This is a genomic window from Colwellia sp. MB3u-55, from assembly GCF_014076785.1.
Classification (GTDB): Bacteria; Pseudomonadota; Gammaproteobacteria; order Enterobacterales; family Alteromonadaceae; genus Colwellia_A.
Window position 1 is genome coordinate 236235 of record NZ_JACGUS010000122.1, and the last position, 14228, is coordinate 250462.

The following is a 14228-nucleotide window of genomic DNA, read 5'->3' on the forward strand; positions in this document are numbered from 1 at the left end:
ACTTTATCACCAAGTATTATCGGAGTTTATTGCTTTAATTATTTGCTTATCATCTTGAATGTGTTATTAAAAAGGTGCTGTTAAATAAAAAGGAGTGTTCTATGGATAAACTTGAACAAGTAATGGGCTCGTTTGGTAAAAGACCTAAGTCCTCAGAAAGCACTAATAAGAAAAGAAAATGGCGTGAAATAGAACTTATAAAAGAAAGATTCCAATTAGAAAAAGAGCTAAAAGCCTACGAAGACTCGTTAGAATTTATGCTGGAAGATTTCTAGTTTTATTTCAAATGAAAAAACCCAGTTTTTAACTGGGTTTTTTATTGCTTGAAATACCATAAATGTAAAAGCTAAACTTGCTCCAGAACATACCCCGTAGGTTTAACACCAAAAAACGCCTTTATCTGTTCAACAAGCAAGTAGTTAACCGGCACTAAAATCAAGGTAATAAAATAGGCTAAAAAAAATGCCAAACTTAGTTAACTCAGCTAATATTCCCATCCAAATAGGGATATTACCAGGTATTCGCCCTGCTCTTTTTTCACTCTATGAAGCGAAAAAAATACCTAATGATTCATCCGCTTGTTTTGTACTCATCATTATTAAGTTCTAGTAATATCAAGGGCAATATTTATAACATAATGTCTATTAAAAATAGTTTGATATAAAACTTGAATTTAGTGAGGTGATAATCATTTAATTGAAAATAATTTTTCTATTAGAACAAAAAAAAGCCCACAATTGCTTATGGGCTTTTTCGTCTCAATAAAGAGAAATATGGTGCCTTGACCCGGAATCGAACCAGGGACACGAGGATTTTCAATCCTCTGCTCTACCGACTGAGCTATCAAGGCAGTTTGAAATTCTAAAGAATATCAAAGTGGCGCTATAGTATAGGGTAATAGTGGTTCAGGCAAGCATTACCTAATCACTTTTTAATTATATAGTGGTTACCACTGAAAGTTTACAAATTCAGGAGTTTAAATAAAAAAACCAACATCAATGTTGGTTTTTTAAAAGTAAAATTTCTAAGCGTGCCTAGGTGAAGATTGCCACCATTCCCCAGAAGAAAATGATAGATAAACCTGCACCAACCGGTAAGGTAACAACCCAAGAGACAACAATATTACGCACAACCGTTAAGTTAATTGCGGCAATACCACGAGCCATACCTACACCTAACACAGCACCGACTAATGTTTGTGTGGTTGAGATAGGTAAACCTGTACCTGAAGCGATAACAACTGTACATGCTGCTGCTAGTTCAGCGGCAAAACCACGGCTTGGCGTTAAATGTGTAATGCCATTACCTATGGTTGCAATAACTCTGTGACCAAATAATGCAAGACCAGCAACAATACCAAAACCACCTAGTGGTAAAATCCACCATGCGATAGCTGACTTAGCTGCAATTTGACCGTCATTACCAACAATACTTACTACCGCAGCTAGTGGACCAATCGCATTAGCAACATCATTTGAACCATGAGCAAATGCCATTGCACAGGCAGTAACGATCATTAATACCGCAAATACTTTTTCTACGTTGGCATAATGTGTTTTCTTCGCAGCACTTTCATCAAATTCTAAACGGTTTATGAATATTTTACCTATAATAGCGACAATAACTGCGGCAATAATTGCATAGACATAACCCTCAACAGAGCCGATGTCTAAGCCTAAATGCTTCAAACCTTTCTTAATAGTGACTAAAGCAAGTACGAAGCCCGCTAAAAACATGTAAAAAGGTACCCAACGTTTAGCTTGAGTTAATGGATTATCTGTATCAAAAATTAATTTTTGTGCACTGTTAAAAATAATAAATGCAATAATACCTGAGATAAGTGGCGTAATTATCCAGCTACCTACTATACCGATAACCTTAGCCCATTCAACAGCATCAACACTAACACCAACGGCAGCAAAACCAACAATGGCGCCAACAATTGAGTGTGTTGTAGATACTGGCCAACCTAAAATAGAAGCAATAAGTAACCAAGTAGCAGCAGCAAATAATGCTGAAATCATACCAAAAACAAGTAATTCCGGACTATCAACAAAGTAAGAAGCATCAATAATACCCTTACGAATAGTTGAAGTAACTTCACCACCCGCTAAATATGCACCAGCAAATTCAAAAATCATCGCGATGATAATAGCTTGTTTAATCGTTAGCGCTTTAGAGCCAACTGATGTACCCATTGCGTTAGCCACATCGTTTGCACCAATGCCCCACGCCATAAAGAAACCAACAACGCCGGCAATAATGACCAACATAGGGCCATGTGTTAATAATATATCCATGAATAAGCCTTATTTTCTAGCCAGTAAAATTTCTAAACGAGCACCAACACGTTCGGCTAAATCGGCTAAATCACCTATCCATTCAATAATTTGATATAAAAACATTACATCAATAGGATTTAAGTCATTCTCAATCGCCAATAAGTCGCTACGCAATTTAATTTGCATGCCGTCTGTATCATCTTCTATTTCATCTAATTGGTTAATCATCTTCTCAACCAATGCGACTTCTCGACCACGAAAACCTGTTTCTAATAAGTCGTCTAATTCATTAATCGCGTCAGCTGCTTTTTCTGCGGCTTCAATATTTCGAGCAACATACGCCACAAAAGAATCTTGTAGTGTTTCTGGTATTATCAGTTTGCGTCCTAAAATACGTCCGGCAATATCTTTTGCTTTATTAGCAATTTTGTCTTGTTGTGAAAGTAACTCTAACAAATCAGCACGATCAACAGGCATAAATAAGCCACCCGGAAGTTCAAGGCGTATTTCGCGTTTTAATTTGTCTGCGTCGCGTTCATATTTTGAGATTTTACTGCGAAGTTTCCCTGCTTTTGACCAATCTTGTTCAGCACAAGCAGCAAAGAAAGGAGTTAGTTGATTACAACACTTAGTGACCAATCGAATGTGTTTTTCTAATGGTTTAATAGGTGATTTTGCAAAGACACCTAGTATTGAATTTCTAGCCATAATTTATTCCCAGAGCCAAATTGCTCTTTGTTATTATTCGTCGCGGATATTAACCCATTTAACACGATCTTCAAGCGTTTTATCACGATCACCTGACAATTCCTGTGCTTTTAACTAGATATAGCTATGATTTGTCGAAACATAACAGGTATATAGAAAGTTATTTAAACGTAGCGGCTTTTTTCAAATTTACAAAGATTTAATATCTTCCGCTGTTGTGTGGCGAACATCTTTTCCTTTGACAAAATAGATAATGTATTCGCAAATATTTTGACAACGGTCACCAATACGTTCTAAAGCACGAGCTGACCAGATAACACTCATTATTTGTGGGATAGAACGCGGGTCTTCCATCATGTAAGTCATTAATTGGCGCATTAGCGCCTCGTATTCACGATCAATCTTCTCGTCATTGCCATGAGTTAAAACAGCTGAGTCGACATCCATACGTGTAAAAGCATCAAGAGTTGCTTGTAAAAATTCTAAAACCTTACGACCTAAATTATCTAAATTAAGTAATAGCGCTTTTTGCTCTCCAGAGAAGTTTTCGAGTGCTACCCGAGCAATTTTCTGTGCTTCGTCGCCGATACGCTCTAAATCAGCAATTGTTTTTACAATAGCCATAATTAAACGTAAATCGCCAGCAGCTGGCTGACGCTTAGCTATGATGCGTGTACATTCATCGTCAATACTGACTTCTAGGGCATTAATTTTATAATCGTTCGCTAAGACATTTTTTGCCAAGACTTCATCCGCATCATAAACAGCCGTGAGTGAATCGCTTAATTGTTTTTCAACCAAACCACCCATATGCATGACATGGTTGATGACGTTTTCTAAATCTTCGTTAAATTGGCCTGATATATGACGACCAAGATTGATGTTATCCATTGTTTTTCCTTGTTATTCTATAATAAAAGTAGAATATTAATCGTCTCTATTAACCGTAACGGCCAGTAATATAATCTTCAGTTTTCTTTTTTGTTGGCGTAGTAAACAGCGTATTAGTATCGCTGTATTCAATTAAGTCACCCATGTACATAAATGCTGTTTGATCTGAAACACGAGCGGCTTGTTGCATATTATGAGTAACGATGACCACAGTAAACTGCTTTTTTAAGTCATTAATCAATTCTTCAATCGTCAACGTTGAAATAGGGTCAAGTGCCGATGTAGGCTCATCAAGTAATAAAACTTCTGGCTTAATCGCAATAGCGCGAGCAATCACTAAACGTTGTTGTTGACCGCCAGAAAGTCCCAGTGCACTATCGTGCAAACGGTCTTTTACTTCATTCCACAATGCTGCACTTCGCAGCGCAACTTCTGCAGCTTCATCTAATACACGGCGATTATTTTCGCCCATAATACGTAAACCATAGACAACATTTTCATAAATGCTTTTAGGAAATGGATTAGGTCGTTGAAAAACCATACCTACTTGACGACGCAGCGCTGCAACATCAACATGTTTTCCATAAATATTTTCGCCATGAAGATTAATTTCACCTTCAATCTTACATATATCAACCAAATCATTCATACGGTTAATACAACGTAACAACGTAGATTTACCACAACCACTGGGACCAATAAACGCGGTAACTTGTCCTTTAGGAATAGACATGCTGATATTTTGAAGTGCTTGTTTATCACCATAATATAAGTTCAAATTTTTAATTTCTAACGCCACTTGTTCTGGCGATAAATTGTTAAGATCAAGTTTAACTTTTGGATCTAGTGTTCTTGGGATGACTGAAATCATAGTTTTCTCTTTCAATGCTTAAATTTTGTTCGTGACTGTTAAAACTTTTTTACTTTATATTTTAGGTCATTCTTATTTCAGTATATTTAACTAAAATAAGAAGAGTATTCTTCAATAAAGTTAATGCTCTAACATGCGATATTTTTCTCTTAAACGGTTACGTATGGTAACCGCTGTCATATTCAGTGAGACAATAATTGTCACCAATAAAAATGCAGTTGCAAAAACTAATGGTCTTGCCGCTTCAACGTTAGGACTTTGGAAACCTACATCATAAATATGAAAACCTAAATGCATAAACTTACGGTCTAAATGTAAATATGGGAAGTTACCATCAAGTGGTAAATTTGGTGCCATTTTTACAACTCCAACCAGCATCAGTGGTGCAACTTCACCGGCCGCACGCGCAATAGCTAAAATAATACCCGTCATAATTGCCGGACTAGCAATTGGTAGAATAATACGCCATAACGTTTCTGCTTTGGTTGCACCTAGCGCTAAAGAACCGTGACGCATAGCTGACGGAATGCGTGATAGACCTTCTTCGGTTGAAACAATAACAACAGGTAATGTTAGTATCGCTAAAGTAATAGCCGACCACATAACACCTGGCGTACCAAAAGTTGGGCTAGGTAATGTCTCGGCATAAAACAGCTGATCTAAACTACCACCCACCATGTAAACAAAGAAACCTAAGCCAAAGACCCCATAAACGATTGATGGAACACCTGCCAAGTTAATAACGGAGATACGAAGTAGTTTAGTCAGGGCATTTTTACCCGCATATTCATGTAAGTAAATAGCCGCTATAACGCCCATAGGAGAAACAATAACCGTCATCAGTAAAACCATTAAGACAGTACCAAATATTGCAGGAAATACTCCCCCTTCGGTATTTGCTTCTCGAGGATCATCAATTAAGAAACTGCCTATTTGCTGAATAAATACCGCAGCTCGACCAACAATAGATAGTCTATTGTTATAAGTAACTTTGAGTATTTCTGCAAAATTTATCTCTATAACCTCCCCCCCCATAGCGCGTACCACAAGTTGATCACGAGATACTTTGTCACGGATAGCCATTAACTTTTTTTCTAGTACTTGATAATCTGCGTTATAACGGGCAACTTCTGCATCAATTTCTTGCTCACGCTCAACGGTTAAAGTCTCATCAAGTTTATGTTTACGCTTTTTCAGCCGCAAGCGTTCTATTTGATAATTAATAGCGCCGATATCAACTTTTTGTAATTCATCCATTTTGTCTTGAAAGTTATCAACACGTTCAAGCAATTCAGACATTTTTTCTAGGCCTACAAGCTGACCATCTAAGATAATCCCTTCAATGAAACCATAAAAATTACCATTGGTGCGACGCTCAACCACCACAACATCTTCAGGCATGGTTGTTTTGTTAATAAGTGGCATTAACAACCAACGAAAGTCTAGATTAACTAATTCACGGTTACCCGTTTTCACCAAAATTCGCTCAATGGTTTCTTTAGTCGGATCTAAACCTAAATTTAAATGCGATAACTGCCTGCTTGGCAGGCTTTCACGATCGTATATCTCACCAATAACAGTAACTACTTGGCCTTTTTCGTTAACCGTCTCAAATTGATAAATGTCTGCAGGCCAAAAGTAGGATAAACCACGTGAAGCAATTAACCACAATAAACCTAGAACTGAAATTAAACTGATACTTACTCCGCCAGCAGACAACCACACCCACGGAGAACCAGATTTAAACCAACTATTCATAAACTCAGTTCCTTAACTATAACGAGCTGTATTTTTCACGTAAGCGCTGACGTATCAGCTCAGCAAACGTGTTAAAAATAAAAGTGAAAACAAATAAAACAAAAGCAGCTAAAAATAGAATTCGATAATGCGAACTCCCTACCTCGGACTCTGGCATTTCTACAGCAATATTTGCTGCTAAGGTACGCATACCTTGAAAAATACTCCAATCTAAAATTGGGGTATTACCCGTAGCCATCAGCACTATCATAGTTTCGCCTACTGCACGGCCCAAGCCCATCATCACTGCCGAAAAAATACCTGGACTAGCGGTTAACAAAACAACTTTCGCAAGCGTTTGCCATTGTGTAGCACCCAAAGCAAGTGAACCACTGGTTAAATGCTTAGGTACACTAAATATTGCATCTTCTGCCATAGAAAAAATGGTTGGTATAACAGCGAATCCCATCGCTAAACCAACTACTAATGAATTACGTTGGTCAAAGTCAATACCAAGGTCGTTAGTAATATACTGACGAACATCACCACCAAAGAACAAGGTTTCAAAGAAAGGAGATAACAAAAATGCACTACCACCGGCAATCAATAAGACAGGAAGAAGTATGATCGGCGCCCATGTTTCAGGAATAATATTTTTCATATCTTTAGGCAGTTTATGCCAAGCAAATGCAGTTACAAAAACTGAAAGCGGTAACATAATTAATAGCATTGCGATTGCTGGCAAATAATTTTCTATTATTGGCGCTAACCATAAACCCGCCAAGAACCCTAAAATAACTGTTGGCAATGCTTCCATTAATTCAATTGTTGGCTTAACTTTTCTCCGCATACCGGGAGTCATAAAGTAAGCCGTGTAAATCGCAGCACTTAACGCAATAGGTACAGCAAATAACATCGCGTACATGGCTGCTTTCATAGTACCAAATGTAATGGGAACTAAAGAAAACTTACCTTCGAAATCATCTGAACCGGAAGTTGACTGCCAAATATACTCTGGCTCTGGGTAACCTTCGTACCAGACTTCTTCCCACAAAGCACTCCAAGTCACTTCGGGATGTTCATTTTCAACACTGAATATTTTTAGCTGGTTTTCGTCAATCACAACTAAACCATCAGCACGAGGCGAAATTGCAAATACGCTAGGTTCGGCAGTTGTTAGTTGACCACGCCATAAATCAGCCTCACTGGTGGTATAAAAAACCCCCATATTTCCTGATGTCGTTAAAGTATAGAAACTTTTACGAAATTGTTCAGTATGAATTTGGGTAACGGCTTCTGTGTCACTAACGTTAAAAGTACGAACATTTTTAAATTGACGACCATCGTCAGTAGCCACTTCAAACCATTGTGTAACTTCACCCGCACTGCTACCTAATAAGATTGAGCTACTACCAGAAAGTAATGCCATTGCAGTAACATGGTGGGGTTTGGTTCTAGTTTGTTCTAAAGACGGAATAATTGTGGCTTTAAGTTTAACCTCATCTTCATCACTAAGATCAAAAACAAAAACTTGGTCATCACTACGAACAAAAGCTAAACCCATATCAGGAGTGACCAAGATTTCGTTAACATGATTAGCAGGAAAATCAATTTCTTGATAAATAGTTTCGTAAGCGCTGTCGTAAGTAAAGTCATCTTCAGCAATTAAGCTAGTCTTAATTAAACGCTGATCTTGCGTAAACGCAACAAAAACTGCTTTTTCATCATTCATACCAAATGAAAGTTCAGTAAGAACTTCGCCACTTTCGTCAACGGCTATCGACTTTTCTCCTAAAGGATAAGTAACACTTGGAATAATTTCTCGTGTACCTGAGTCAAAATTAGAAAAGAATTTAGCGGCAATAAGCTGCATGTCGCCGTCACTATCAATGAGCAGTTTCTTTTCTATACCAGAATTAACCACATTAATTAAGGTTTTATCATAACTCAATAATTTTTCACTAAGTACTAACGTACCTTTTTCATGAGCAGCACTTTTGACAAGCTGATAAAAGTTAATATCACCTTGCTCAGTAATTTGAAAAGCGATTTCTTTTAGTTCATCAATACCCGCAGATAACGTGGGTGCCGAGGTACTGATTTCAAATTGACCAACAGGGTCTATTGTTGCCGACTCAAAAATAGGTTTTATCACATACAGTAAATATAGAAAGATCAGCACAAGTGTAAATAAAACACTTATACCGCCTATTGTTATTAACCATTGTGCTAATGTATTTTTCAACTGGCGTGGGCCAGTCGATTTTAATGCAATTGCCACTTAAACACCTTCAATTATGGAGACTTTAGTACAATATGAATTATAAGACAGTTGTGTGACACTTTTGTGACAACCAACAATTAGTTTTATATAAATCACTAAAGAGCTAGTTTGACTAGAAGATGATTGTTAACTAACAAAGTTTTGTTTATCGTGACGATCAAACAAAAAATCAAATATTAGGAGAGAATGATGAGCTTAAGTAAAATTATGTCGACAAACTTAATTACCTTAGAACTTGACGATGATTTAAGTAAAGCAAAAGCAATATTTGACCTACACCGTATTCACCACATTTTGATACTTTGTGATAAACAGCTTGTCGGGGTGGTCACCGATAGAGATATATACAAGCATTTAAGTCCAACAATTGGCACTAAAAACGAAACGCCCCGTGACCATTCAATGTTACAAAAGAAGTTACACCTCATCATGAACAGAGACCTAACGACAGCCAAAGCAGAAGTCAGTTTGAATGACGCAGTATTAATGTTTCATGACAACCACCTTTCATGCCTGCCGATTGTAAATGATGAAATGCAACCCATTGGTATTATCAGTTGGCGTGATATTTTAAAAGTTATTGCGCGACAATACCGTAACAAGTTAGCCACTAATAAATAACGACTGACATAAAACGACTTATGCTTTATTTCACTTTAGCGTTTTAACTGAAGAAGCAATTTTAGTGCTGTGCATTAACGTTAATTATCTTTAAAATAGTTATTTATCCTCACGATATTTCATGGGTTATGCTTTAACAAAGGAATCAATATGTACTTTACTATCACCCCATCTCCTTACGGCGATATTGCATTAACCGCTAATGACCAAGGGCTAACTGCACTTGCTTTTCAAGATGGCGCTTTACCGCTGATTATTGATGAAAGTTACATAGAGAGCCCTACTCACTTTACCCGGGTGGTTCAACAGCTTGCAGAATATTTTTCTGGTCATCGTACTGTCTTTGACTTGACACTTGCACCACAAGGTACACCGTTTCAGCAAAAAGTATGGCAAGCATTGCTGACTGTCAAACAAGGTGAGACAAAAAGCTATTTATGGATAGCAAAAAAAATTAATAATGAAAAGGCCGTAAGAGCAGTTGGCGCAGCAAACGGAAAAAACCCAATCGCTTTAATTATCCCTTGCCATCGTGTCATAGGCGCCAATGGAAAATTAACAGGATATGCTGGCGGTTTAGCTTTAAAAGCAAAGTTACTTATGCATGAACAAGCCCAATTCACCGTTTAATTGCTATATTGCTTAACAAAAAAGCAAAGTGACTCATCGAGGAAAAGCCACAATATAGCGTTTAATTGCTATATTGCTTAGCAAAAAAGCAAAGTGACTCGCCGAGGAAAAACCACAATATAGCGTTTAATTAACCTAACATAGAGCTCAGAAGACAGGCGGCTTAATTTTTGCTGATATCCGAGTTATAAAATAAAAATAAGCTTTAGCCAAATTCAATTTGACTGATAAGATGCTCGCAATGTTTTTATAGAATAAATCAGTCATGAGTATAGATATTTTATTTTTTTTTGCTGTTGCCGTAATATTGTGGATGGCATGGTTATTAGTTAAAGCAAAACGTTTCACTAAATTTAAGCTACAGATAGAAAAAGAGTTAAAGCCAAAAGTTATTGCCGATATTTTAGCCGAATTAGAAGAAAGCAGAAGTGAGGTTTTCCCAAATAACGAAATTCATCAACAGGCAACGATTTATTATTGGTCGCAGTATAAAGTGCGTATTTTGCAAGCCGCCTTGCAACGAGAAATCATTAGTACGCAGTGGTTAAAAGACACCGGCAACTTACGTAATAGCCAGCATCTTTTTCACGTTGAACAAGAATACTTAAATTAATTGTTCATTCTATATTAATCTTGGCGTTTAAATTGAATATCCCAAACGCCATGGCCTAAGTTATGACCACGGTTTTCAAATTTCGTTAATGGCCGAGAATCAGGACGTGGCACAAAGTCGCCATCGGTGGCTAAGTTTTTATAGCCCGGCGCTGAGATCATATCTTCAATCATGCATTCTGCGTAATTTTCCCAGTCAGTAGCCATATGAAAAACACCACCCACCTTTAGCTTTTGACGAATAGTTTCGACAAATTCTAACGAAACAATTCGACGTTTATGATGCTTCTTTTTATGCCAAGGATCAGGAAAAAACAATTGCACAGTCGTTAATGAACCATTAGGAATACAGTCAGCAAGTACTTCTATCGCATCGTGTTCAAAAACCTTTAAATTATTAACGCCTTCTTCATCTGCTAATGAAATACAAGCGCCAACACCCGGACGATGCACTTCAACACCAACAAAATTTAGTTCTGGGGCATTTTTTGCCATTTCAACTAAAGATTTACCCATGCCAAAACCAATTTCTAAGATAATAGGATTGCTGTTATTAAATAAGTGAGCAAAGTCAATCATTCCATCGAGGTGGTTTAAGCCCATTGTTGGCCAAAATTGCTCCAATGCATTCGCTTGTCCTTTTGTTAATCGCCCTTCGCGCTTAACAAAACTACGTACTTTGCGAATATACTTGCCTTCTTTTTCAGCTTCTTCAATGCTTTTGTGGGTGTTTTCAGTTTTATCTACCATATATTTCTTCAATATAATCCAAGTTTTATTCTAAATAAATGTGCTTTAAACAAAGCGGTCAAAATTTTCTGAGTCTGCACTTATTGTACATAAGTAACGGCACTGAAAAATGCTTACAATGCCGGGTAAAGTTCATTTATGATGAATAAAGTTATTCAGCCCACCAAACATCGTAAAGATCACTAACAGCTACTGCTGTAGCGCCATTTTCATTCAACCAAGATTCTACAGCGGTGCGGTGTTCATCGGTACACTTACCGATATTTTGAGTACAAACGATACCATGCCATAAAACATCGCCTTCGCCACCAAAACCTAAACCATTAGGTTGAATAACTTCATTAAAAAAGTTATTCAAAAAAGTATCAACCGTATCATTGTCTGTACCGTCAGCTAATTTAAAAGCGACGTCAAAACCTAATTCTTGGTATTCATCAACACGTAATTTTTTACGTAAACGGCGGTTACGGTTTTTAGCATTTAATTTCATTTTAATTCCTTAAATCTTAGCAAGTATATTTCGAGTAATAATCTCGAGATTAATATGGACGAGAGCATAATGGCATTATAAATTTTTGCAATAAAAAATGCACATTTATTCGCGCCCGTTTATTAGGTAAACTAAGTCGCTATGACAAATAAAACTCAAATATCACTGAAATCAGCACAGTTTTTTGCCACGCAAACACTCGACTGGTATCAAGCCCAAGGCAGAAAGCACTTACCTTGGCAGCACAATAAAACCCCATACCGTGTATGGATCTCTGAAATAATGTTGCAACAAACACAAGTAGCAACGGTTATTCCGTACTATCATCGTTTTATGGACAGTTTTCCAACAATTACCGATTTAGCTAATGCCGATGAAGATAACGTTTTACATCACTGGACAGGATTAGGTTATTACGCTCGAGCTCGTAATTTACATAAAACAGCAAAAATAATTACTCAGCAATACCAAGGTACTTTTCCTGAGGACATTGAACAAGTTATTGCTCTACCAGGTATTGGTCGTTCAACGGCTGGTGCAATTTTAAGTTTGGCATTGAATAAGCATCACGCTATTTTAGATGGTAATGTAAAACGGGTATTAGCTCGTTGTTATATGGTTGAAGGCCATAATGGTCAGAGTAAGTATGAAAAAGCGTTATGGCCGATTGCAGAGGTATTAACGCCCAAAGAAGGTGTTGCTCAGTTTAATCAAGCGATGATGGATCTAGGCGCACTTATTTGTACGCGCAGTAAACCTAAATGCGATCTTTGCCCGTTAAGTGAAAGTTGTTTAGCTTTTTCACTGAATGAACAAAGTAGTTACCCACAAAAAAAACCAAAGAAAACCATTCCAGAAAAACAAACTATTATGGTGATACCTCGTATTAACCAGCAAGTATTATTAGAGAAACGGCCGCCAAGTGGCATATGGGGAGGTTTATGGTGTTTTTTAGAGGTCGAGCACGAAGAAGAGATTGCCGCATTATTAGTGAAGCTCCATTTGAAACAAACGTCCGTTGTACCTTTGGCAAAATTTCGCCATACCTTTAGTCACTTCCATTTAGATATATCACCAGTAGTGATTGATTGTGAACAATTACCAGCAAAAGAAATCAACGAAAACAACCAACAACAGTGGTATAATTTAGCCACAACTGCATCGGTTGGCTTAGCAGCATCAACTCAAAAATTGATCAGCTTATTAAAACCATGATATTTATATATCAATACCACTTTAAGATACAGATGAATATTAAAGTGGTAAAAGTATAAATGCACAGACCAACTTACAACCTAGAACAAGAGAATTAACTTATGAGCCGTATTATATTTTGCCAAAATTTAAAAAAAGATGCTGAAGGACTAGGATTTCAACTTTATCCTGGAGAAGTCGGTAAACGTATTTTTGATAATATCAGTCAAGAAGCATTTAAAAACTGGCAACAAAAACAAACCATGCTTATTAATGAGAAAAAAATGAACATGATGGAGCCAAATGACCGTGCTTTTTTAGAAACGGCTATGGTTGCTTATCTTTTTGAAGGAAAAGAACCAGAAATTGAAGGTTACGTTCCACCGAAAAAGTAAGGGTTCAACAACTTTTTTTATTAAGAATTTGATTAAATGGTGATTTTACGCTGACTATTCCGCCAATAAGCAGAAAAAACAAGCAAACAAACATTTATTTAAAAAAAAGGGTTGACGAACAAATCGAAAAACAGTTTAATACGCCCCGTCTTCAAGGCAAAGCCGAAAAGACAGCAGATTAGACACTGCCTCGATAGCTCAGTCGGTAGAGCAGAGGATTGAAAATCCTCGTGTCCCTGGTTCGATTCCGGGTCGAGGCACCATCTATTCAACCTATTTGAATATTTGTTGCTTACTTTTTAATATAGAAATAGTGTAGAAACATTTGTTCGGTGCCAAGATAGATAGTTCAATAGAATAAATTTATCGCACACATCTTTGTGTGCCGACTTAGCTCAGTTGGTAGAGCAACTGACTTGTAATCAGTAGGTCGCCAGTTCGACTCCGGCAGTCGGCACCATCCATTCCGAAAGGAAGGAAAAAAACCTTAACAGCAATGTTAAGGTTTTTTTTCGTCTTAAGAAAAGTAAAACCACCTACTGATAAACTCAGTCACTCTTAACATGCGGCAATTCGACTCCGGCAGTCAGCAACCTTTCTTCCATTCCGAAAGGAAGGAAAGAAACCTTAACAGCAATGTTAAGGTTTCTTTTCGTCTTAAGAAAAGTAAAACCACCTACTGATAAACTCAGTCACTCTTAACGGGCTGCAGTTTAACTCCGGCAGTCAGCAACCTTTCTTCCATTCCAAAAGGAAGGAAAGA

Annotated in this window: 15 protein-coding genes and 3 tRNA genes; 9 read left to right on the forward strand and 9 right to left on the reverse strand. The window is 37.3% G+C overall.

What is annotated here, in order from left to right:
• Window positions 1-101: 101 nt before the first annotated feature.
• Both H4J66_RS17260 and H4J66_RS17265 read left to right on the forward strand, forming a co-directional pair.
• A complete protein-coding gene (locus tag H4J66_RS17260; protein WP_083277925.1) occupies window positions 102-275 on the forward strand; it encodes a DUF3545 family protein in 174 nt (57 codons plus the stop codon).
• A gap of 187 nt (window positions 276-462) precedes the next feature.
• A complete protein-coding gene (locus tag H4J66_RS17265; protein ID WP_182176183.1) occupies window positions 463-609 on the forward strand; it encodes a hypothetical protein in 147 nt (48 codons plus the stop codon).
• 165 nt (window positions 610-774) lie between these two features.
• Here the strand turns inward: H4J66_RS17265 and H4J66_RS17270 are convergent.
• The 7 genes from H4J66_RS17270 to H4J66_RS17300 form a co-directional block, all read right to left on the reverse strand.
• Window positions 775-850: transfer RNA gene (locus H4J66_RS17270), tRNA-Phe, on the reverse strand.
• 184 nt (window positions 851-1034) lie between these two features.
• On the reverse strand, window positions 1035-2300 hold the full coding sequence (locus tag H4J66_RS17275) for an inorganic phosphate transporter (protein ID WP_182176184.1): 1266 nt from the start codon (window positions 2298-2300) through the stop codon (window positions 1035-1037).
• Window positions 2301-2309: 9 nt separating this feature from the next.
• Window positions 2310-2990: a TIGR00153 family protein gene (locus H4J66_RS17280; RefSeq protein WP_146799161.1), complete on the reverse strand. Its 681-nt coding sequence runs from the start codon at window positions 2988-2990 to the stop codon at window positions 2310-2312.
• Between the two features lie 189 nt (window positions 2991-3179).
• Window positions 3180-3881, reverse strand: a complete 702-nt coding sequence (phoU, locus tag H4J66_RS17285) for a phosphate signaling complex protein PhoU (protein ID WP_182176185.1) — start codon at window positions 3879-3881, stop codon at window positions 3180-3182.
• A gap of 49 nt (window positions 3882-3930) precedes the next feature.
• The gene (gene pstB / locus H4J66_RS17290) at window positions 3931-4752 is read right to left on the reverse strand and encodes a phosphate ABC transporter ATP-binding protein PstB (RefSeq protein WP_182176186.1); all 822 of its coding nucleotides are present in this window, start codon (window positions 4750-4752) and stop codon (window positions 3931-3933) included.
• Between the two features lie 120 nt (window positions 4753-4872).
• Window positions 4873-6510, reverse strand: coding sequence for a phosphate ABC transporter permease PstA (pstA, locus tag H4J66_RS17295; RefSeq protein WP_182176187.1), 1638 nt, complete (start codon window positions 6508-6510; stop codon window positions 4873-4875).
• A gap of 16 nt (window positions 6511-6526) precedes the next feature.
• Window positions 6527-8770 (reverse strand): ABC transporter permease subunit, encoded by a 2244-nt coding sequence (locus H4J66_RS17300; protein ID WP_182176188.1) that lies wholly within the window; start codon window positions 8768-8770, stop codon window positions 6527-6529.
• Window positions 8771-8959: 189 nt separating this feature from the next.
• On the opposite strand from H4J66_RS17300, the gene H4J66_RS17305 reads away from it, so the two are divergent.
• The 3 genes from H4J66_RS17305 (at window position 8960) to H4J66_RS17315 (ending at window position 10637) form a co-directional block, all read left to right on the forward strand.
• Window positions 8960-9394 (forward strand): CBS domain-containing protein, encoded by a 435-nt coding sequence (locus H4J66_RS17305; protein WP_182176189.1) that lies wholly within the window; start codon window positions 8960-8962, stop codon window positions 9392-9394.
• A 150-nt stretch (window positions 9395-9544) separates the two neighbouring features.
• Window positions 9545-10024 carry a methylated-DNA--[protein]-cysteine S-methyltransferase gene (locus H4J66_RS17310; protein WP_182176190.1) on the forward strand — a complete coding sequence of 160 codons (480 nt, stop codon included), beginning with the start codon at window positions 9545-9547 and terminating at the stop codon, window positions 10022-10024.
• A 265-nt stretch (window positions 10025-10289) separates the two neighbouring features.
• Window positions 10290-10637, forward strand: coding sequence for a hypothetical protein (locus H4J66_RS17315; protein WP_220463339.1), 348 nt, complete (start codon window positions 10290-10292; stop codon window positions 10635-10637).
• Between the two features lie 14 nt (window positions 10638-10651).
• Here the strand turns inward: H4J66_RS17315 and trmB are convergent, their stop codons facing one another.
• The gene (gene trmB / locus H4J66_RS17320) at window positions 10652-11386 is read right to left on the reverse strand and encodes a tRNA (guanosine(46)-N7)-methyltransferase TrmB (protein ID WP_182176191.1); all 735 of its coding nucleotides are present in this window, start codon (window positions 11384-11386) and stop codon (window positions 10652-10654) included.
• Between the two features lie 151 nt (window positions 11387-11537).
• Window positions 11538-11876: a 50S ribosome-binding protein YggL gene (locus H4J66_RS17325; RefSeq protein ID WP_182176192.1), complete on the reverse strand. Its 339-nt coding sequence runs from the start codon at window positions 11874-11876 to the stop codon at window positions 11538-11540.
• A gap of 141 nt (window positions 11877-12017) precedes the next feature.
• On the opposite strand from H4J66_RS17325, the gene mutY reads away from it, so the two are divergent.
• From mutY to H4J66_RS17345, 4 genes are all read left to right on the forward strand, one after another.
• Window positions 12018-13091 (forward strand): A/G-specific adenine glycosylase, encoded by a 1074-nt coding sequence (mutY, locus tag H4J66_RS17330; RefSeq protein WP_182176193.1) that lies wholly within the window; start codon window positions 12018-12020, stop codon window positions 13089-13091.
• 101 nt (window positions 13092-13192) lie between these two features.
• Complete coding sequence (locus tag H4J66_RS17335) at window positions 13193-13465, forward strand: oxidative damage protection protein (RefSeq protein WP_070374680.1); 273 nt, start codon at window positions 13193-13195, stop codon at window positions 13463-13465.
• 187 nt (window positions 13466-13652) lie between these two features.
• Window positions 13653-13728 (forward strand) — tRNA-Phe (locus tag H4J66_RS17340).
• 121 nt (window positions 13729-13849) lie between these two features.
• Window positions 13850-13925 (forward strand) — tRNA-Thr (locus H4J66_RS17345).
• Window positions 13926-14228 lie beyond the last annotated feature (303 nt).

Excerpts from the sequence above, each read along its gene's own strand:
- H4J66_RS17315 (WP_220463339.1), top strand. The coding sequence starts at position 10,290 with ATGAGTATAGATATTTTATTTTTTTTTGCTGTTGCCGTAATATTGTGG.
- pstA (WP_182176187.1), bottom strand. The coding sequence starts at position 6,510 with ATGAATAGTTGGTTTAAATCTGGTTCTCCGTGGGTGTGGTTGTCTGCT.
- H4J66_RS17280 (WP_146799161.1), bottom strand. The coding sequence starts at position 2,990 with ATGGCTAGAAATTCAATACTAGGTGTCTTTGCAAAATCACCTATTAAA.
- H4J66_RS17265 (WP_182176183.1), top strand. The coding sequence starts at position 463 with ATGCCAAACTTAGTTAACTCAGCTAATATTCCCATCCAAATAGGGATA.
- pstB (WP_182176186.1), bottom strand. The coding sequence starts at position 4,752 with ATGATTTCAGTCATCCCAAGAACACTAGATCCAAAAGTTAAACTTGAT.
- H4J66_RS17260 (WP_083277925.1), top strand. The coding sequence starts at position 102 with ATGGATAAACTTGAACAAGTAATGGGCTCGTTTGGTAAAAGACCTAAG.
- phoU (WP_182176185.1), bottom strand. The coding sequence starts at position 3,881 with ATGGATAACATCAATCTTGGTCGTCATATATCAGGCCAATTTAACGAA.
- H4J66_RS17305 (WP_182176189.1), top strand. The coding sequence starts at position 8,960 with ATGATGAGCTTAAGTAAAATTATGTCGACAAACTTAATTACCTTAGAA.
- trmB (WP_182176191.1), bottom strand. The coding sequence starts at position 11,386 with ATGGTAGATAAAACTGAAAACACCCACAAAAGCATTGAAGAAGCTGAA.
- mutY (WP_182176193.1), top strand. The coding sequence starts at position 12,018 with ATGACAAATAAAACTCAAATATCACTGAAATCAGCACAGTTTTTTGCC.
- H4J66_RS17310 (WP_182176190.1), top strand. The coding sequence starts at position 9,545 with ATGTACTTTACTATCACCCCATCTCCTTACGGCGATATTGCATTAACC.
- H4J66_RS17275 (WP_182176184.1), bottom strand. The coding sequence starts at position 2,300 with ATGGATATATTATTAACACATGGCCCTATGTTGGTCATTATTGCCGGC.
- H4J66_RS17335 (WP_070374680.1), top strand. The coding sequence starts at position 13,193 with ATGAGCCGTATTATATTTTGCCAAAATTTAAAAAAAGATGCTGAAGGA.
- H4J66_RS17325 (WP_182176192.1), bottom strand. The coding sequence starts at position 11,876 with ATGAAATTAAATGCTAAAAACCGTAACCGCCGTTTACGTAAAAAATTA.